Origin of the sequence: Plantactinospora sp. WMMB334, from assembly GCF_049179095.1 — a bacterium.
In the GTDB taxonomy this organism is placed as follows: Bacteria; Actinomycetota; Actinomycetes; order Mycobacteriales; family Micromonosporaceae; genus Plantactinospora.
Genome location: NZ_JBMHME010000002.1, coordinates 1,565,815 through 1,584,417 on the forward strand (window position 1 = coordinate 1,565,815; position 18,603 = coordinate 1,584,417).

The window sequence follows — 18,603 nt, forward strand, 5'->3', positions numbered from 1 at the left end:
AGTTCGGAAACTTTACTAATCAAACAAAGACTCCTGATAATTAACCATCCCGTCGATGGCTGCGGATGCCGGCGACGCCTCCGGAGGACCCCATGAGACGCTCCAGAACACTGCTGCTCACCGCCGCCGCGACGCTGCTGGCAACCAGCGGCGCCGTGGTCGTCGCGCTGCCCGCGTTCGCCGCCGGGCCGACCGCCACCTTCACCAGGACCGCCGACTGGGGGAGTGGCTGGGAGGGGAGGTACACCGTCACCAACGGTGGCACCAGCACCCTGTCCTCCTGGTCGGTCGCGTTCGACCTGCCGGCCGGCACCACCGTCGGCACCTACTGGGACGCCCTGCTGACCTCCGCCGGTCAGCGCTACACCTTCACCAACCGGTCCTGGAACGGCAACCTCGCGCCGGGCGCCTCCGCCTCCTTCGGCTTTGTCGCGACCGGCGCCGGCACCCCGGCCAACTGCACCCTCAACGGAGCCTCCTGCGGCGGCACCGCACCACCCACCACCCCACCGCCGCCGAGCACACCGCCGCCGACGACCCCGCCCCCGACGACCCCGCCCCCGACCACCCCGCCGCCGACCGTGCCGCCCGGCGCGGCGCTGCCGAAGCGGGCACTCATCGGATACCTGCACGCCAGCTTCGCCAACGGCTCCGGCTACCTGCGGATGGCGGACGTGCCCGCCAGCTGGGACGTCATCAACCTCGCCTTCGGGGAACCGACCTCGGTCACCTCCGGCGACATCCGCTTCCAGCTCTGCCCCGCCAGCGAATGCCCGGGCGTGGAGACCGAGGCGGCGTTCACCGCCGCGATCCGGGCCAAGCAGCAGCAGGGCAAGAAGGTGCTCATCTCGATCGGCGGGCAGAACGGCCAGGTGCAGTTGACCACCACGGCGGCCCGGGACCGCTTCGTCAGCTCGGTCAGCGCGATCATCGACCGGTACGGGCTCGACGGGCTGGACATCGACTTCGAGGGCCACTCCCTCTCGCTGAACACCGGGGACACCGACTTCCGGAACCCCACGACCCCGGTGATCGTGAACCTGATCTCGGCGATCCGGTCCCTGAAGCAGCGCTACGGCAGCGGATTCGTCCTCACCATGGCCCCGGAGACCTTCTTCGTGCAGCTCGGCTACCAGTACTACGGATCCGGTCCGTGGGGTGGGCAGGATCCGCGCGCCGGGTCGTACCTGCCGGTGATCCACGCGCTGCGCGACGACATCACGGTGCTGCACGTCCAGGACTACAACTCGGGGCCGATCATGGGCCTGGACAACCAGTACCACACCATGGGCGGGGCGGACTTCCACATCGCCATGACCGACATGCTGCTGGCCGGCTTCCCGGTCGCCGGCAACGCCGGCAACGTCTTCCCGCCGCTGCGCGAGGAGCAGGTGGCCTTCGGCACGCCGGCCGCCACCAGCGCCGGCAACGGCCACGTGGCCCCGGCCGGCGTGCAGCAGGCGGTGACCTGCCTGGTGCGCGGTACCTCCTGCGGCGGATACCCGCCGCGCAGCGGCACCAACCCGAACTTCCGGGGCCTGATGACCTGGTCGATCAACTGGGACCGCTACTACGGCTGGGAGTTCAGCAACGCGCACGAGCCGTTCCTGAACTCGCTCTCCTGACCCGCCCCGCCCCACAGACAGAGGTGCCGGGTACGGGCGTCACGCCCGTACCCGGCACCTGCCGTCAGCTCAGAGCTGGCGTACCCGGATGTTGCGGAACTCGATCAGGTCGTTGGTGCCGTGGTTCTGCAACCCGACGAAACCGCTCACGAACTGCCGCAGGTCGGTGGGCGGGTCGCCCTGGCGGGACGACTGCTTGCCCGGCGTGTTGTCGAACTCGCTGATCACCACGCCGTTACGGACCATCGTGTAGTGCTGGCCGACCACCCGCACCTCGTAGTCGTTCCACTGGTTCTTCGGCGTCACCCCGGCCGCGTCCAGGGTGTTCGGGGCGAAGTTGTAGACCGAGCCGGTCTTCTGCGGCTCGCCCGTCTCACCGTCGTAGATCTGGATCTCGTGTCCGCAGTAGATCGCGACCCAGGCCTGCGAGCTCCGGGCCGAGCCCACCGTGCCGCAACTGCCGGCCGGTCGCTGCTCCAGCGGCGTCCTCGGATCCGGGAACCGGACGAAGATCCCGCTGTTGGCCCGGACGTTCTCCGGAGAGACGTCCCGGAACTGCACCCTGATCGAGTAGTCGGCGAGCTGCTGGTCGGCGTACCAGAGCATGCCGAGCCCGCCCGAGCTGCGGATCGAGCCGTCGGGGCGCAGCCCGAACGACCCGCCGGGTGCCTGCCGCCAGCCGGCGAGCGACCTCGCCGACCCGTCGAAGATCGGCTGGTAGCCCTCGGTGGCGCCGATCGGCGACTGCCGGCCGGCCTGGCGCAGCGCGCGCATCTCGCGGTTGTCGATCACGTGCGCGGCGGTCAGTTCGGCGAGCACCTCGTCGAGGTGGGTCACGAAGGACGCCCGGTTCGGCCAGGTGGTCTCGTCGTCGATCAGGTCGTTGATCGTGCAGCCGCCGCCGGTCTGCCGGTTGGCCACCCCGGTGTCGGTGTCCAGCATCCAGACCGTCGGCCGGGCGTCCGCGGCGGTGCAGCCGGCGGTCACCCCGACCGTGCCGGTCACCACCTCACCGTCGGCGTAGGTCACCTTCAGCGTCGCGGTGAAGGTGCCGTACCGCTTGTAGGTGTGCGTCGGGTGGGCCTGGTGCGACGGCTTGCTGCCGTCGCCGAAGTCCCACTCCCAGGCCACCCCGCCGACCTGCGCGGCGGAGAACCCGATGGTCCGGGGCTGGCTCGGGGTGACCGACCGCGCCGTGGCCAGGCTCGGGTTCGGGGTGGCCTGGCCACCCTGGTAGGTGATCCGGATCAGCTTCTGGTTGGGGTGCAGGCTGAAGAACCCGCCGGCGTAGTCGAGCATGTAGAGCGCGCCGTCCGGCCCGAACTTCGCGTCCATCCAGGACTGGAGCTGGTTGGCGCCGTTACCGAGCCGGATGATGCCGCGCAGGTCCTCGGCGAAGGCCGGCGGCCCGGCCTCGGCGACCGTGCCCGGATCGACGGTGACGGCGACCCGGTTGTTGGCGTTGGACTGGTCACCGATGAACCACTTGTCGTCCCAGTACTCCGGCCAGGCGACCCCGCTGTCGACGTCGACGTTCTCCCGCTGGTAGGTCGGGCCGTCCATCACCGCCTGGCCGCCGCCGGTCAGGTACGGCTGGGTCAGCGTGATGTCCCCGGTCTCGTACGTCGGCAGCCCACTCCCGTCGTCGCGCTTCGGGAAGACCGGGCCACCGCCCTGCGGCGAGTACCAGATCATGTTGTCCCGCACCGGTGGGAGGTTGACCAGGCCGGTGTTGCGCGGCGACTCGTTCTTGGGATTGTCGCAGTCGTACCAGCCGGTCAGCTCCGTGGCGTCGGTGTTGCTCCGGTCCCGGTACGGCTGCCGGTTGCCCATGCAGTACGGCCAGCCGTGGTTGCCCGCCGAGGTGATGATCGTCGCCGTCTCGTACTTCGCCGGGCCGAGCTCCGGGTCCGGGGCGCCGGCGTCCGGGCCGACCCACGCGGCGGTGAGCCAGTCGTTGACCGGGTCCCAGGCGATCCGGGCGATGTTGCGGACGCCCATCACGTAGATCTCCGGCCGGGTCTTGCCACCGCCCTGCTCCTGGCCGGTGAAGAGGTTGCCGTCCGGGATCGTGTAGGTGCCGTCCGGCTCCGGGTGGATGCGGAGGATCTTGCCGTTCAGGTCGTTGGTGTTGCCGGAGGTACGCCGGGCGTCCTGGAACGAGATCCCGGCGTACTCCTGGGTCCAGTTGTTGCCGGAGTAGCCGTTCGAGCCGCCGGAGGAGTTGCTGTCACCGCTGCCGACGTAGAGGTTGCCGGACTCGTCGAAGGTCATCCCGCCACCGGCGTGGCAGCAGCTGTGAATCTGGGTGTCCCAGTGCAGCAGGTCCTTGCGGGTGCCCTGGTCGATCGACTGCTGCTCGTGGTCGTAGGTGAACCGGGAGACCGTACGCTGACCGACCCGCCGTTCCCGGTCGATCGACTCGTGCGGCATCCAGTAGACGTAGAACCAGCCGTTCTCGGCGAAGTTCGGGTCGAGGGTGATCCCGACCAGACCCTCCTCGTTCTTCACCAGCTCGCTGCCGCTGCCCCGGTTGCCCATCACCTCGAGCGTGGTCAGCAGCTTGACCTGCTTGGTCTCCGGGTCCCACTGGTGGATGGTGCCGCAGCCCAGCCCGACGTCCGGGTTGGCCCAGTCGGCGATCGGCCCGCTCGGGCAGGCGGCCTTGCCGATGTAGAAGACCGTGCCGTCGGGTGCGATGGTCAGGCCGTGCGGCTCGCCGATCTGGTCGAGCTGGCCGGACTGGTTGGTGGTGGTCAGCCGCTCGATCGTGTAGTTCGACCCGATGGTCGCCTGGCAGTCGCCGCGGACCATGCCGCTCGTCCACTGCAGCGCGCCGAGCAGGTGGCCGCGGAACCGGGCGTCGGTGGTGTAGCTGGCCTCGGTGCGGCCCATGCCGGTGTAGAACGACCGGCCGCCGTCGTAGTCGCGGCACCAGGAGACCGGGTGGAAGGCGCCGTTGCCGGCGAGCCCGGCGTTGTAGCTGGTCTCCTTGACCTGGGCCACGGTGTGCACCCGGCCGACCGGGCTGGGGTCCCAGTTCATCCACTGGTCCGACCGGGTCCAGTTCAGCGGCAGGCCCCTGTTCGCCGGGTGCTGCCGGTCGACCAGGTCGACCACCGCCTCCTGCACCGTCTCCTCCGGCGCCGGTCCGGCGTCCGGGCCGACCAGCCAGAGCTCGGCGAGCTGGATCAGCGGCTCACCGCTGTTGGCGGTGATGTCCAGCCGGTAGTACTCGTACGCCTGGGGGTCGGCGATGCTGTACTGCTTGGTCTGGAACCTTCCCGAGAAGGTCTCCCCGGTCCGGCGGTCCAGATCCGTCCAGTTCTCGCCGTCGGCCGACCCCTGCAGGGTCCAGTCCCTCGGGTCGCGGCCGGCGAAGTCGTTCGCCGACGTCAGCGCGTACTGGGCGATGGCCTTCGGGCCGGCGAGCTTGGCGACCACCCAGCCGGTCGGGCTGCGGGTCAGCCACTTGGTCCCGGTCGCGCCGTCGATCAGGTTCTCGACGGTCTCGTTCGGCGGGTTGTTGCCGCTCGCGGTGACGCTCTCGATCTTCTCCGCGTTCGGCAGGCTCGCCGCCGGGCGGGTGCCGATCAGACCGGTGAACCACTCGGAGTGGGGCTGCGCGCGGGCGGCGTCGTGGACGCCGACGAAGCCGCCACCGCCCTTGACGTACGCCTGGAACGCGGCCTCCTGCGCGTCGTCCAGGGTCACCCCGTTGGCGGAGAGGAAGACGACGCTGCGGTAGCGGTCGAGGTTGTCGGGGGTGAAGACCGTCGGGTCGTCGGAGCTGTGCACGGTGAAGCCGTGCTCGTTGCCGAGCTTCCGGATGCTGCCGACGGCCCTGGCGACCGGGTCCTGCTGGGACGCGGCGGGACCGTGGAAGACCAGCACCCGCACCGCCCCGCCGCCCCAGGCCGGCGCGACCCCGCCGGTGCTCTCGTCCGGGGCCGCGGCGGCCGGCACGCTCAGCAGGCCGAGGGTGAGCACCGCGCCCGAGGCGAGCGCGATCGCGCGGCGCAGCGCTCCGGCGCCACGGTGCCGGAGCCGGAGGACCGGTGGGACGGTCTCGGGGGACGGGCGGTCGACGGGGTCGGGCCGGTGCCGACCGACCCATCGGGCTGGCCGGAAATGGCGTCGATGAGCCACTTCTCCTCCTCCAGAGGGGATACGAAGAGTCCTTCGGGTGATGGGTGTGCTCGGCTGGTGGTGCGAAGGGGTGCCGGTCATCGGTGGTTTCCGTGGCCGCCGGGATACGGCGGCATCTGCCCGTTCTCGTCGAGGACGTGCAGCATCGTCGACATGCCGAGGTCGGAGTGGAACTGCATGTGGCAGTGCAGCATCCAGTGCCCCGGGCCCACGGAGTCGCCCGCGACGATCTGCACGCCGAAGCTGTCACCCGGGCCGAGGGTCCTGTTGTCGATGATCGGGATCGAGTCGGCGAGCGCCTTGCCGCCGGTGAGCAGGCCGGTCCGGGTGTCCGCCCAGGAGTGCCCGTGCACGTGGAAGGTGTGCATGTCGTCGCCGATGCCGATCACGATGAACTCGACCCGTTCGCCGAGCCTGGCGACCAGGCAGGTCGGGCCGGGCTGCGGGTTCACCGGGTCACAGGTGTCCGCCTCCGAACTCCGCCGCAGGTTGATGGTCTGCCGGTCGCCGAAGACCGTCACGTAGGTCCGGTCCGGCCTCGGATCGCCCTGCCGGCGTACCACGACACCGCCGAAGAGCCCGGAGCGGACGCCCTGGGTGCCGTGCGGGCCGCCGACCACGTGGTCGTGGTACCACCAGTAGCCGGCGGTCCCCTGCGCGCTCCCGCCGGGCGGCTTGGCGAACCAGGTGTACGTCCGCGACCCGCCCGGCGGCACGAAGGAGTCGCTGTGCACCGTGCCGTCCGACGTCTGGGTGTACTTGACGCCGTGCACGTGCAGCGAGACGCCGATCGGATGCTCCGGATCGGTGCGCAACTGCTCCAGGGTCGCGGCGGGCACCTGGTTGTGCAGGGTGATCGCCAGGCATTCCCCCTCGATCATCTCCATCGTCGGCCCGGGAAAGGAGGCCGTCTGCGGGGTGAGGCCGTAGCCGAGCCGGATCTGGTTGGTGACCGGATCCTTGGGCAGCTCGACCGCGTAGAGCTGGAGCCGGCGGTCCGGGGTGACGCAGCCCGCCGGCCGGTCCGCGGCCACGGCGGCGGCCTCGAACGCCGGCTCGGCCGGCGGTCCGGCCGGCCGGCCGGTGGTGCCACCGCCGGCCAGGGCCAGCCCGCCCGCGCCGGCGAGCGTCACCACCATGACGGCCGCCACCAGTAGGGCCCGGCCGGCACCGGTGTCGAGCAGCCGGCCCGGCACCCCCCGGCGGGGCTCCGGCCCGCCGGGAGGCGGCGAGAGCACGATCTCGCCGATGTCCTTCGTTTCCTTCTCCAACGTGGTGTCCAATCGCTCGGCCGGCCCGGGTGGGGCCGGTGGGCGGGGATCGGCGTGCGGGCCCGGCGTCACGGGGTCAGCGGGGCGATGCGGACGTTGCGGAAACTGACGACGTCGCCGGCACCGTGGTTCTGCAGGCCGACGTAGCCGGTCGCGTGCTGCCGGCCGGCGCCGCCCGGATCGTCCGCCCGGGGCGGGTCGAAGACGGCCTCGGGGACGTTGACGTACTGGTTGATCAGCTCGCCGTTGCGGAACACCGAGTAGTGCTGGCCGACGACCCGGATCTCGTAGTCGTTCCAGGTGCCCTTGGGGGTGACCCGGGCACCGTCGAGATCGACCCGGTCGAAGCCGTACACCGACCCGCTCTTGTACTGGTCGCCGTCGGCCCGGTCGAGGATCTGCAGCTCGTGGCCGTACTTGATCGCGACCCACTCGGGGCGGGACTCCTGCGGGTGCTGGTGCACCTGCGGGAAGCGGACGAAGACGCCGCTGTTGGCGCGCCCGTCACCGGGGGCGTCGTCGCGCCACTGGAGCTTCAGGGAGAAGTCGCCGTAGCTGCGGACGGGGAACCAGAGCATGCCGAGGCCGTCGACGGACCGGCTGGTGATCGAGCCGTCGGCGTTGCGCCGGAAGCCGCCGGCACCGACCTGCTCCCAGAGCTTGAAGGAGGCGGCGGAGCGGTCGAGGAGCGGCTGGTAGCCCTGCTTCGCCTCGGATTTGCCGATGCCGGAGTCGCGGGCCGCGCGTACCAGGGCGTTCTGCTCCTTCAGCAGGATCAGGCCGCGGTGGTGCAGGTGCTCGGCGACCGCCCGGACGTGGTCGACGAACGAGCCGTGATCGGGCCAGTCCCGCTCGTCTTCGATCAGGTCGTTGATCGAGCAGCCGCCGTCGGCCAGCTTGTTCGGCACCCCACTGTGCGCGGTGCCGATCCAGACCGTCGGCCGGGTGTCGGCCACCCGGCAGCTCGGGGCCGGCGGACCGCTCTCCACCACCGTGAAGGTGGCCGACGCGGTCCCCGAGACGTTGCCGGCCCGGTCGGTGGCGCGGTAGCTGACCGTGTGCGCACCGGGCGTGTTGACCGTCAGCGGTCCGGTGTAGACGGTGTAGCCGCGCCCGTCGAGGGCGTACTCGACCCGGTAGACGCCGGAGCCGGTGTCGGCGGCGGTCAGCACCACGGTGGCGCTGCCGACGTACGCCCAGCTGCCGTTCTGCTGGCCGGTGATCGCGGCACTGACGGTCGGTGCGGTGGTGTCGGGGTTGCCGGTCGAGGTGACCGTGAACGAGACCGAGCCGGGCGTCGAGGTGTTGCCGGCGACGTCGGTGGCCCGGTACGAGACGGTGTGCTGGCCGGGTTGGTTCACGGTGACCGGGGCGGTGTATTCGGCGTACGGCTGCCCGTCGAGGGAGTACTCGATCCGCTCCACCCCGGACCCGCTGTCGGTGGCCGAGACGGTGACCGTGGCGGCGCCGACGTAGGCGCCGTCGCCGTCCCGGTTGCCGGCCACCTCGGCGGTGGCGGTCGGGGCGGTGGTGTCCGGATCGGTCCGCTCCACCACCTGGAACGTGACGGACTGCGCCGCCGAGGTGTTGCCGGCGACGTCGGTGGCCCGGTACGAGACGGTGTGCTCGCCGGGTTCGTTGACGGTGACCGGGGCGGTGTATTCGGCGTACGGCTGCCCGTCGAGGGAGTACTCGATCCGCTCCACCCCCGACTCGGTGTCGGTGGCCGAGACGGTGACCGTGGCGGCCCCGAGGTAGCCGCCCTGCTCGTCGCGGTCGCCGGTGACCCCGGCGGTCACGGTCGGCGCCGTGGTGTCCGGGTCGGTGCTGCCGGCGATCTCGAACGCCACGGACTCCGGCGTGGAGGTGTTGCCCGCGTTGTCGGTCGCCCGGTAGCTGACCGTGTGCCGGCCCGGCTGGTGCACCATCACCGGTGCGGTGTAGGCGGCGTAGGTCTGGCCGTCGAGGGAGTATTCGATGGTGTCGACGCCGGATTCGGTGTCGGTGGCGGTGAGGGTGACCGTCGCCATGTCGATGTAGGCGCCGTCGTCGTTCTGTTCGCCGGTGAGGGCGGCGGTGACGGTGGGTGCGGTGGTGTCGGGGTCTGTCGGTGCTGCGACCTCGAAGGCGGTGGACTGTTCGGCGGAGGTGTTGCCGGCGACGTCGGTGGCCCGGTAGGTGACGGTGTGCTGCCCGGCGGTGCTGACCGTGACCGGTGCGGTGTAGGCGGCGTAGGTCTGGCCGTCGAGGGAGTATTCGATGGTGTCGACGCCGGATTCGGTGTCGGTGGCGGTGAGGGTGACCGTCGCCATGTCGATGTAGGCGCCGTCGTCGTTCTGTTCGCCGGTGAGGGCGGCGGTGACGGTGGGTGCGGTGGTGTCGGGGTCTGTCGGTGCTGCGACCTCGAAGGCGGTGGACTGTTCGGCGGAGGTGTTGCCGGCGACGTCGGTGGCCCGGTAGGTGACGGTGTGCTGCCCGGCGGCGTTCACCGTGACCGGGGCGGAGTAGGTGCCGTACGGGCCGCCGTCCAGCGCGTACTCGATCCGGCCGACGCCGGAACCGGTGTCGGTGGCGGAGAGGGTCACCGTGGCCGCGCCCACGTAGGCGCCGTCCTCGTCCTGCTCGCCGGTGACCGCCGCGGTCACCGTCGGCGGGGTGGTGTCGGCGCCGCCGTCACCGACCACGAGCAGGCCGTTCATCGTGCCGTGCCCGGGTATCGCGCAGAAGTAGCGGTAGGTGCCGGGGGTGAGCACCACGTCGACGGTCCACCGGCCCTGGTTGCTGTCGAAGGGGTCGGCCAGGATGTTCACGTCGACGTCCTGGTTGTACTCCGGGTTCCCGGTGTCGAACGTGAGCGTGTGCTGCATGCCGCTGGTGTTGCCGGTCGCGACGCTGTTCTCGAAGACGAGGGTGGCCGGCCCGGCGACCGCCGTGGTGGGCGCGGAGACGTACGACTGGACGCTGTTGCCGGCGGTCCAGGTCAGCACCTGGGCCTGGAGCCGTTTCGCCGTCGATCCGAGACCGCCGGGTCCCGTCGACCCGTTGTCGGGACGGGCGGCGGCCGGGGCGGCGATGAGCGCGGAGCCGGCGAGCAGCACGGCCACCACCCCGAAAATCCTCATCGGTCGGTTGGCCCGGCCGCGGGCGAGCCGGGCGAGCAGCTTCGCACGCCGTGGCGGGCCAGACCGCGCAGGAAAAGCTGGCATGTCAAACAGACCTTTCGCGAGTCTTCGTGAACGTCGACGACCCATGGGTGCGCAGAATCGACGGATGGCACGGTGGCAGGCCGCAGGGCGGCCCCCGATCGATCCAGGAGCCGGTGCTGCGGCTGCCAGCCGTCAGGCTGGCGGGTGGACGGATGTGTCTCGGTCAGGAAGACGGTGGACGGTGGGCGAGGTCGGGCCCGCGACGGCGGTGCTGCCGACCGTGTCGCCGAGCCGGTGGAAACCGACGTCGTTGCGGGCATGGCGCGGGGCGACCGCGCCGGGTCTGCGAGCACGTCAACCTGGAGAGTGGGCTTCCCCAGCCAAGCCGTGACTCTCAGACGACGAGCTGACCGCGCCGCCGGTTAGCTCGCTGAAACGGTTCGATGTTGCCCGACACTAACCGCCTTGGTGACGACGTGTCTAGATCTTTCGACGGGATCAGCGAGACTTTTGTACGTCGTGACAAAAGGATCGGGCGGCCGAACAAAGTCCGGCGTGGGCCGGTCGCACCAGAGGCATCGACGGCGGTCTGCATCGGCGCCGGCGGTCGGTGCCGACGGCCGGAGCCCGACGGTCGATCCTGGACCGACGGAGTACGCCGAACTCTCCGCCGAGGTGGTGACGCGGATGGAGCGTGGCCAGCGGGTGCGCTCCGAAGTGCTCGACCGGGCGGCCGGGGCGGACGTCCGCGCCCGGGTCGGCAGGCGGCGACTGTGCCGCCCGCCGCCTGGTGCAGTCGGGGTGATCCCGCCTGTGAACACTATCGGGCGGGCGAGTGCGTCATCCGGGCTTCGGCGGCAGCAGCTGATGGCGCCTCGCGAAAGCCTCGAACTCGGTGCCGGTGCACGGCAGTCGTGCGCCTTCGGTGCGTAGTGCTTCCATCACATTTCCGGCTGCGACCAGCGTCAGCTTCTCCAGGCGACAGGCTGTAGCGAGCAGCCATATGGTCCCATGCACGTCGGCCCCGTGTCGACGTGCGACCCTGGTCGCTTCCCGATCGTCGGTGACGGCAATTCCGTGTCGTAGTTCCGCAGCCGCAAGCACGCTGGCTTCCCCGAGGTCTCTGTCCCCCGAACCAAGTCGGCCCGCCCATTTTACAAAGCCGCCAAGCTCTTCAAGGGTGTCCAGGCTTGCAATCTGCAGCCAGTCGAGAGCCAAGGCACGTTGAATTCGGGGGTACATCCTCGCTCCGACAGCTAGCTCGCTTCGAACGACGGGTCGTGGTCCAGCATTCTTGTTCGACGAGGAGATCGCGAAGCACGTCAAGACGGTCGGCCCGGGCGAAGTGCGAAAGGCACGTCGTGTCGAAGAACAACGGTGGATTCGGCATCCCGAAGCCGGTGGCGGGTGTGGTCAAGGCGCGGTGTCGCCTTCCGAATCGGCTGGAAGGTCGTTCTCCTGGATCTCTCCGTGCATGAGTTCGACGGCCCGACGGGCGGTGACAAAGCCCTCTCGGTATGCTCGCATGACGGCGCGTGCGAACGAGGGTGGGACACGGATTCCTTCCAGGTCCGGTTGTGGGGTCCAGCTCAGAGCCTCGAGAAATTCGGCGCGTGTCGGATTGGACTGGGCCCACCGTCGGGGGATCGCTTGAATGCCTGCGGCCTCGGCCTGCCTGAGGGTCAGCGACCAGGAAGTGCGATAGCGGGCGGCAAAGTGCAGGAGGCGGTCACGCGTGATGGGTCTTTCCGGCGTCACGTCTTGTGCGAAGGCTGCGACAGGGAGCAGGAATTCGGCCGCGAACGCGTCAATCACTGCCTCGCGGTCGGCCCGCGATGCGTGTACGCCGAGGTCACTGGAGTACTCGTCGCCGAGTACGAGGTGTCCAAGTTCGTGCGCGGCGGTCGCACGACGCCGGCCGGGGTCACCCTGCACGCTGACGACCGCAGCCCCGAGATCGCGGTCAATGGCCGAGGCGCCTTCGCCCTGCAACCTGGTGACCAGAACGAACTGCCCCACGTGCTCGCACACGCTCATCAGACTGCCGATGGGCTCATCGCGCTGACCGAGTTGATCGCGCAACCAGCGAGCCGCTAGGCGCGCGTCGTCGGCCGAACTGGCCTTTCCCGGATACGTCATGATCGGCCGCGGCGCAAGCAAGAAAACCATGGCCCCTGGCGGGGCCACCCACAGGTGGGTGAAACTCGGTCGGCGGTGTCGCTCGCCGTCGCCGGTTGGGCTTGGTGCCCTCGCGGTGCCTGAAAGCAAGAATGGTGCGGGAGTCCGTCCCTGGTACCCCAGGTTGTTGCCCCCTGTGCACGTGTCTCAGTGTCATGAGTCTATGACGGGCTCTGCGAGCGACATCGCCCCTGGCTGGTGATCGGGACGGAGGCGTGTCGTTTGGACGTGTTGTACACGCATGTCGCGGGGATCGATGTGCATAAGAAGCAGGTCACAGTGACGGTGCGGACCCCGGATCCGCGGCGGCCGGCGCTGCGGCGGGAGAAGACCCGCACGTTCCGCACGTTTTACGCGGATTTGCTGGCGATGGGAGCGTGGCTGGCCGAGTGCGGGGTGACCCGGGCGGCGATGGAGTCGACTGGCGCGTACTGGTGGCCGGTGTACGCCGCGTTACGGGAAGCCGGCGGGCCGGACCTGACGATCGACGTGGTCAACGCGGCGCACGTCAAAGCGGTCCCGGGCCGCAAGACCGATGTCAAGGACGCGCAATGGCTGGCCCGGCTGTTGGAGGTCGGCCTGCTACGGGGCAGTTTCCTGCCGCCGGACGACATCCGCGAGATCCGGGACCTGACCCGGTATCAGACGAAGCTGACCGAGGAACGCTCCCGGGAGAAGCAGCGGCTGCTCAAGGTCCTGGAGGCGGCCGGGATCAAGCTGGACGTGGTCGCCTCCGATACGTTCGGCGTGTCCGGCCGGGCGATGCTGGACGCCCTCGTTGCCGGCGAGCGTGACCCGCAGGTCCTCGCCGGGTTGGCGCGTGGGGTGTTGCGGAACAAGACCGAGGACCTGCGGCTGGCGTTGGCCGGCCGGTTCACCGCCCATCACGGGCAGATGATCGGGTTCCACCTAGCCCGGCTCGACCACCTCGACCAGATGATCGACCAGGTCAAAGAGAAGATCGGCCACCCCGGGGCCCCGGGCACCAGCCGCCGGGCGGCGACCGAACCCGCCGGGCTGCTCGCCCCGTTCGCCGCGCAGATCCGGCTGCTGACCAGCATCCCCGGGATCAGCGACCGGGTCGCGGCGGTGATCGTCAGCGAGATCGGCGTGGACATGAGCCGGTTCCCGTCCGCGAAGCATCTGGCCGCGTGGGCCGGGCTCGCCCCGGGCAACAACGAGTCCGCCGGCCGGCGCCACCGGGCCCGGCACCGCAAAGGCAACACGCACGTCCAGTCGATCCTCATCGAGGCTGCCCTGTCCGCCTCCCGCACGCGGACCCGGCTCGGGGCCCGGTTTCACCGGCTGCACCGCCGCTTCGGTGGCAAGGCGAACAAGACCGCCGCCAAGAAGGCCGGATTCGCCGTCGCGCACACCCTCATCAAGGTCATCTGGACCGTGCTGGCCACTGGAAAGCCCTACACCGATCTCGGCCACGACTACTACACCCGCCGCGTCAACCCCGAGACCCACACCCGCCGACTGATCGCCCAACTCGAGGCCCTGTCCGGCAAGAAGATCGTCCTCGTCGACCACGACAACGGCCCGTACGACGACGACAGCCTCGGCAGCCACCACGACGGCGAGGCCGCCGCCTGAAACGGCCTACCAGCAGCACCCGCACACAAGCGGTGGGAAGAGCGCCGACAAGGCCGTTCTCCGGCAAAAGGTCAGACCACAAGGGCCGACAACGTGGTCGCTCTCCCCACCAACGACCCAGCTTGCCGCACCCCGGCCACCCACGGCAAGCACCTCACCATGCTCGGAAACCATCATGTCCCGGCTCCGCCGGGACGCTGCCGCGCACGTGCTCAAGGTTCGAGTTTCGTCTCAGCCGAGATCGATGAGCTGGCGCAGGTCACGAATCCAGCCCTGGAGAGCGATGTCGAGCAGGTTCGACTCACGCCCCACTTCGGTGTCCGTGTCCTCGGTCAGTGGGACCGTCCGCCTGGACAGCTCGGACGGCGCGGTGTCCAGGAAGTGTCCCACCGGCACGCCCATGGCTGACGCGAGCTTGACGAGCTCCAAGGCATCGATGCGACGGGTACCTGATTCAATCTTGGCAATCATCGTACGGTCGAGACCGACGGACGTGGCAAGCTCGGTTTGGGAAAGGCCGGCTGCCACCCGAGCTGCGCGGACGCGCTCGCCAACGTCGGCCCAGTCCCGCTGCTCCACCATAGTGCGATAATCGCACGGCATGCGTCGCCTGTCACCTTGATCGGACAAAACAGTCATCTGGCCAAGTCTGTCGGGCATCGTTGCAGGTCTACTGCGACGCCCAGATCGAGATCACCCGTCGTCTGGCCGGGATCCTCCCGATGAGCTCAACGAGCTTGCTCCGGCACGGGGAGGCTTGCTCCGGCACGGGGAGGGAGGTGGGCGGCGGAGAGGAACCCGCCATCAGGACGCGGGTTGGTACGACTCGTCGACTCCGGCCCGCCTCCGATCACGATCGCGGTTCGCGCGGGCGCCCGTCGGACCCGGAGCCTGCGCCGCTCAAAGATCGCGGCGCTGGAACGATATTGCCGCAAGTCCGAGAGCGAGAGCGACCCAGAGCGCGGCCCAGCCGAGATAGGTCGGAGTGAGCCCCGCCTCGCTGAGGAAGGGGTGCCCCTTGAACGCCTCCTGGAACTGCATCAGCAGGCTCGGGTCCTGGAAGCTGTTCATGGCTCCCCGCCACAGGCCGTCGGTGGGGAGCAGCATCCGGGAGACGGTGCCGATCCGGGCGACGCTGTCGTTGCCGAGCGCCTCGCCGAACGCGCCGACCACGCCGCCGATCCAGGTGGCGCCGAAGAGACCGACCGCGACGATGCCCGACGCCATGGGGGAGACGGCGGTGGAGAGCAGCAGCCCGAGAGTGAGTAGGACGCCCGCCTGCGCGGCGAGCAGCGCGAGGCCGGTGACCGGGTGCGGCGGCCAGTAGCCGGTGGTGATCCAGACGATGAGGAGTTCGGCGAGTCCGGCCACGGCCACGAAGCTGCTGCCGAAGGTCACGAGGCCCAGCCACTTGCCGAGCAACACCGCCGAGCGGCGTACGGGGCGGGCCAGGACCGCCAGCGCGATCCCGGTCTCGGTCTCGCCGGCCAGGGTGGGGCCGGCCAGGAACGCGCTGCCGAGCGCGGCGGTCAGGCTCAGGCCGAACATCACCAGGTTGAGGACCATGGCGGCCGCCAACCGGGCCTCTCCGCTGGTGAGCCCACCGAACTCGGCGTCGATCCGGGAGAAGCCGTAGGCGCTGATCCCGAGCAGCACCACGGTGAGCGCGGCGAGCGCGAGGAGTACCCGTCGCCGGGCGGCTTCCCGGATGGTGAGGGCGGCGACGGTGAAGACGGGGCGGACGGTCACTGGCGCTCCTCGGTAGAGCCGGCGCGAAGGATGTCGAGCAGCCGCTCCTCGAGGCTGATCCGCCCCGGCTCGACCGCGTGTACGCGTACTCCGAGGCCGACCAGGTCCGCCACGAGCTCGGGCACGATGCTGCCGTCCTGCTCCGTGGGGAACGTGACGACGAAGGCGTCCCCGCTGCGGGTGAGCCGGCCGGCCGCGGCGAGCCGGGCTTCCGCCGCCGTGCCGACCCCGTCGAGGCGGAGCCGCAGCTCGTGCTGGCCGAGCAGTTCGGGCAGGGTGCCGGAGGCGGCGACCCGGCCCTTGTCGAGGATGACGACCCGGTCGCAGACCCGCTCGACCTCGCCGATGAGATGCGAGTTGAGCAGGACGGCGACCCCACGGGCCCGGAGGGTGAGCAGGATGTCGCGTACGTCGGCCCGGCCGACGGGATCGAGGGCGCTGGTCGGCTCGTCGAGGATGACGAGTTCGGGGTCTGCCACGAGCGCGACGGCGAGCCCCAGGCGCTGCTGCATGCCCTTGGAGAAGCCGCCCACCCGGTCATTGGCGCGGTCGGCGAGCCCGACCATGGCCAGGATCTCGCGGTGCTTCCCGGCCGGCACGCTCCGGCCGGCGAGCCGAACGTGCAGGGCCAGCACCTCGGCGGCGGAGAGCCACGGCTGATACCGGAACAGCTCCGGCAGGTAGCCGACGCGGGCGCGGGAGTGCGGATCGCGCCCCGGTCGCCCGAGCAGCAGCACCTCGCCGGCGTCCGGCCGGACGAGACCGAGCAGCATCTTGATCACCGAGGTCTTGCCGGCGCCGTTGGGCCCGAGCAGGCCCACCACCTCGCCACGGCCGACGGTGAGGGACACGTCGTCGACGGCCGTCCGCCGCCGGTACCGCTTGCGCAGACCCGAGCACCACACCGCCGGGGACGGCGGCAGGCCGGCAAGGAGCCGCTCCCCGGCGTCCGAGGAGACGGGGTCCGAGGAGGCGGGGTCGGAAGAGGAGGCGGCGTCCGAGGAGGCGGCGTCGGGAGAGGAGGCGGCGTCCGAGGAGGCGGCGTCGGGAGAGGAGGCGGCGTCGGGAGAGGAGGCGGCGGCAGCTGAGCGGGCGGCGTCAGCGGAGACGGGGCCGGCGGGGGCGACGCCGCCCCGGCGGGCGGGGGGACGCGCCGTCACCGGTCCCACCGCAGCCCTCGGGCCACCGACAGCACCTCGTCGGCACTCAGCGAGCCGGCCACCGCGTTGAGGATGCCGTCCTTCACCCAGAACACGGCCGCGAGTGCGCCGTCCCGGCTGGCGAGCACCGTGGCCGGCGCGCCGTGGACCTCGGCGGAGAAGGTCTTCTGCTTCTCGGACTTCACGATCAGCGGCAGGGTGGTGCCGTCGTCGCTGAAGCCGCGCAGTTGTGCCGCCACGTCCTCCGGCAGGCCGGGCAGGGAGAGCAGGTAGTCGCGGGCCGTCTCGAAGGGGATGCCCGAGGAGTAGACGGTGGGCGCGCCGGCGCGGCCAATGATCATGGCGGGCATGCCCTGGGACTGCGTCCAGATCGCGGCGATACCCGGGCCGGCGGTCATCCGGAACTGGCTGCCGTCGAGGCCCGGCGGCGGTGTGGGGAGTGGCTTGCCGGCGGCCGCCGCGGTCTGCGCCGCCCTGGCGGTGGAGAACGTGAACGTCGCGTGGACCTGGTCGCCGACCTGGAACGCCGGCTCCCCGGTCACGCCGCGCGGCAGCCTCTCCACCCGGGGCACGGAGAGCCCGGTCGCCTTCTCCGCCGCGGCGGCGTCGCCGACCTGACGGATGTTGGCGAGCTCGGTGACCCTGGCCTCGCCGTAGGCAGAGAGATCGGGCAGCCGCAGCAGATCGGCCTGGCTGATCGTGACCGGCGCCACCCGCTCGGTCCGGAAGATCGGCAGCCAGTTGGCGGCAGCGGCGGCGGTGGCTCCGGCCAGGATCGCGACGGCGGCGATCCCGGCGATCACCGGCCTGCGCAGCGCCGCCCCCCACCGGGGGGTCCGAACGGCGACAGCCGGTCGACCGGGCCGGCCCACGGCGACCGTCCGGGAGAGGCGGTGCCAGCCCTCCTCGACGTCGGCAGCGACCGCGACATCGAGTGCGGCACCGGCGAGCGCCGCGTCCCGGCGGGCGGCGGTGAGCCGGGAGAGGCACGTCGGGCAACCCGCGACGTGGTCGCGGTCGGCGTCGGCGACGCCGCCGGGCTCGTCCACGAGTCGACGCACGGTGCCGTCAGTCGGATGACGCATGACGGTTCAACTCCTTCCGAACAGCGGACTCGGCGCGGCGCAGGATGGTGCCCACGCTGCCGGGGGAGAGATCGAGTGCGGCCGCCACCTCGGCGTAGCTGAGGCCGCTGTGCCGCAGCACCAGGGCCACCGCCTGCCTGCGGGGCAGCCGGGCCAGCGCCGCCCGCACCCGGCGGCGCTCGTCGAGGGTCACGACCACGTCGGCGACGTCGGGGCCGACGGTGTCAGCGCCGCCGACGGCCTCCTCCCGCCAGGAGCGACGCCGGCCGGAACGGAGCTGGTTCAGCGCGGTGTGCGCCGCGGCGATGCAGAGCCAGCCCAGCGCGTTCTCCGCCGGCACGCGGGAGCGCCCGAAGGTCAGGAACACCTCCTGTGCCACGTCCTCGGCCTGGTCGCGGGCACCGAGCACCCGGGCGGCAACCGCGACGACCCGTGGATATGCGGCGCGGAAGATCGGTTCGAGATCGGGGCGTACGGCGCCGCGTCCCGGAGGAGTCGACACCGTATCCCCCCGTCCGGCCCGTCCGGCCCTCCGGCCGCCCTCACCGGGCGACGACGTCCCGGCCGCGACGGCGGTCGGTGCCGTCGCACCGCGCCCGACGAGCTCCACTTCTTCCACCACATCATGGAGGCACCGCGGG

Annotated in this window: 12 protein-coding genes; 2 read left to right on the forward strand and 10 right to left on the reverse strand. The window is 70.8% G+C overall.

Translation table 11 applies throughout. From position 1 onward, the window contains the following. Nucleotides 1–110 precede the first annotated feature (110 nt). A complete protein-coding gene (locus ACN27G_RS06850; RefSeq protein WP_421497260.1) occupies nucleotides 111–1,625 on the forward strand; it encodes a chitinase in 1,515 nt (504 codons plus the stop codon). 69 nt (nucleotides 1,626–1,694) lie between these two features. On the opposite strand, the gene ACN27G_RS06855 is transcribed toward ACN27G_RS06850, so the two are convergent. From ACN27G_RS06855 to ACN27G_RS06875, 5 genes are all read right to left on the reverse strand, one after another. After that, nucleotides 1,695–5,774 (reverse strand): ThuA domain-containing protein, encoded by a 4,080-nt coding sequence (locus ACN27G_RS06855; RefSeq protein ID WP_421491929.1) that lies wholly within the window; start codon nucleotides 5,772–5,774, stop codon nucleotides 1,695–1,697. Nucleotides 5,775–5,851: 77 nt separating this feature from the next. Beyond that, nucleotides 5,852–7,045 (reverse strand): multicopper oxidase domain-containing protein, encoded by a 1,194-nt coding sequence (locus ACN27G_RS06860; RefSeq protein ID WP_421491930.1) that lies wholly within the window; start codon nucleotides 7,043–7,045, stop codon nucleotides 5,852–5,854. A 68-nt stretch (nucleotides 7,046–7,113) separates the two neighbouring features. Next, nucleotides 7,114–10,251: an OmpL47-type beta-barrel domain-containing protein gene (locus ACN27G_RS06865; RefSeq protein WP_421491931.1), complete on the reverse strand. Its 3,138-nt coding sequence runs from the start codon at nucleotides 10,249–10,251 to the stop codon at nucleotides 7,114–7,116. A gap of 780 nt (nucleotides 10,252–11,031) precedes the next feature. Continuing rightward, on the reverse strand, nucleotides 11,032–11,409 hold the full coding sequence (locus ACN27G_RS06870) for a hypothetical protein (RefSeq protein WP_421491932.1): 378 nt from the start codon (nucleotides 11,407–11,409) through the stop codon (nucleotides 11,032–11,034). 195 nt (nucleotides 11,410–11,604) lie between these two features. Next, nucleotides 11,605–12,360, reverse strand: coding sequence for an ImmA/IrrE family metallo-endopeptidase (locus ACN27G_RS06875; protein WP_421491933.1), 756 nt, complete (start codon nucleotides 12,358–12,360; stop codon nucleotides 11,605–11,607). A 237-nt stretch (nucleotides 12,361–12,597) separates the two neighbouring features. Here ACN27G_RS06875 and ACN27G_RS06880 point away from each other — a divergent pair, with 237 nt between their 5' ends. Next, nucleotides 12,598–13,968: an IS110 family transposase gene (locus ACN27G_RS06880; RefSeq protein ID WP_421490773.1), complete on the forward strand. Its 1,371-nt coding sequence runs from the start codon at nucleotides 12,598–12,600 to the stop codon at nucleotides 13,966–13,968. Between the two features lie 231 nt (nucleotides 13,969–14,199). Here ACN27G_RS06880 and ACN27G_RS06885 read toward each other — a convergent pair whose 3' ends face one another. The 5 genes from ACN27G_RS06885 to ACN27G_RS06905 all read right to left on the reverse strand — a co-directional run bounded on the left by ACN27G_RS06885 (nucleotide 14,200) and on the right by ACN27G_RS06905 (nucleotide 18,464). Continuing rightward, on the reverse strand, nucleotides 14,200–14,628 hold the full coding sequence (locus ACN27G_RS06885; protein WP_421491934.1) for a helix-turn-helix domain-containing protein: 429 nt from the start codon (nucleotides 14,626–14,628) through the stop codon (nucleotides 14,200–14,202). Between the two features lie 240 nt (nucleotides 14,629–14,868). Beyond that, nucleotides 14,869–15,717, reverse strand: a complete 849-nt coding sequence (locus ACN27G_RS06890) for an ABC transporter permease (RefSeq protein ID WP_421491935.1) — start codon at nucleotides 15,715–15,717, stop codon at nucleotides 14,869–14,871. Beyond that, complete coding sequence (locus tag ACN27G_RS06895; RefSeq protein WP_421491936.1) at nucleotides 15,714–16,877, reverse strand: ABC transporter ATP-binding protein; 1,164 nt, start codon at nucleotides 16,875–16,877, stop codon at nucleotides 15,714–15,716. The genes ACN27G_RS06890 and ACN27G_RS06895 overlap by 4 nt, the downstream gene beginning before the upstream one ends. Next, nucleotides 16,874–17,962, reverse strand: a complete 1,089-nt coding sequence (locus tag ACN27G_RS06900) for a hypothetical protein (RefSeq protein WP_421491937.1) — start codon at nucleotides 17,960–17,962, stop codon at nucleotides 16,874–16,876. The genes ACN27G_RS06895 and ACN27G_RS06900 overlap by 4 nt, the downstream gene beginning before the upstream one ends. Continuing rightward, complete coding sequence (locus tag ACN27G_RS06905) at nucleotides 17,946–18,464, reverse strand: sigma-70 family RNA polymerase sigma factor (protein WP_421491938.1); 519 nt, start codon at nucleotides 18,462–18,464, stop codon at nucleotides 17,946–17,948. The genes ACN27G_RS06900 and ACN27G_RS06905 overlap by 17 nt, the downstream gene beginning before the upstream one ends. Nucleotides 18,465–18,603 lie beyond the last annotated feature (139 nt).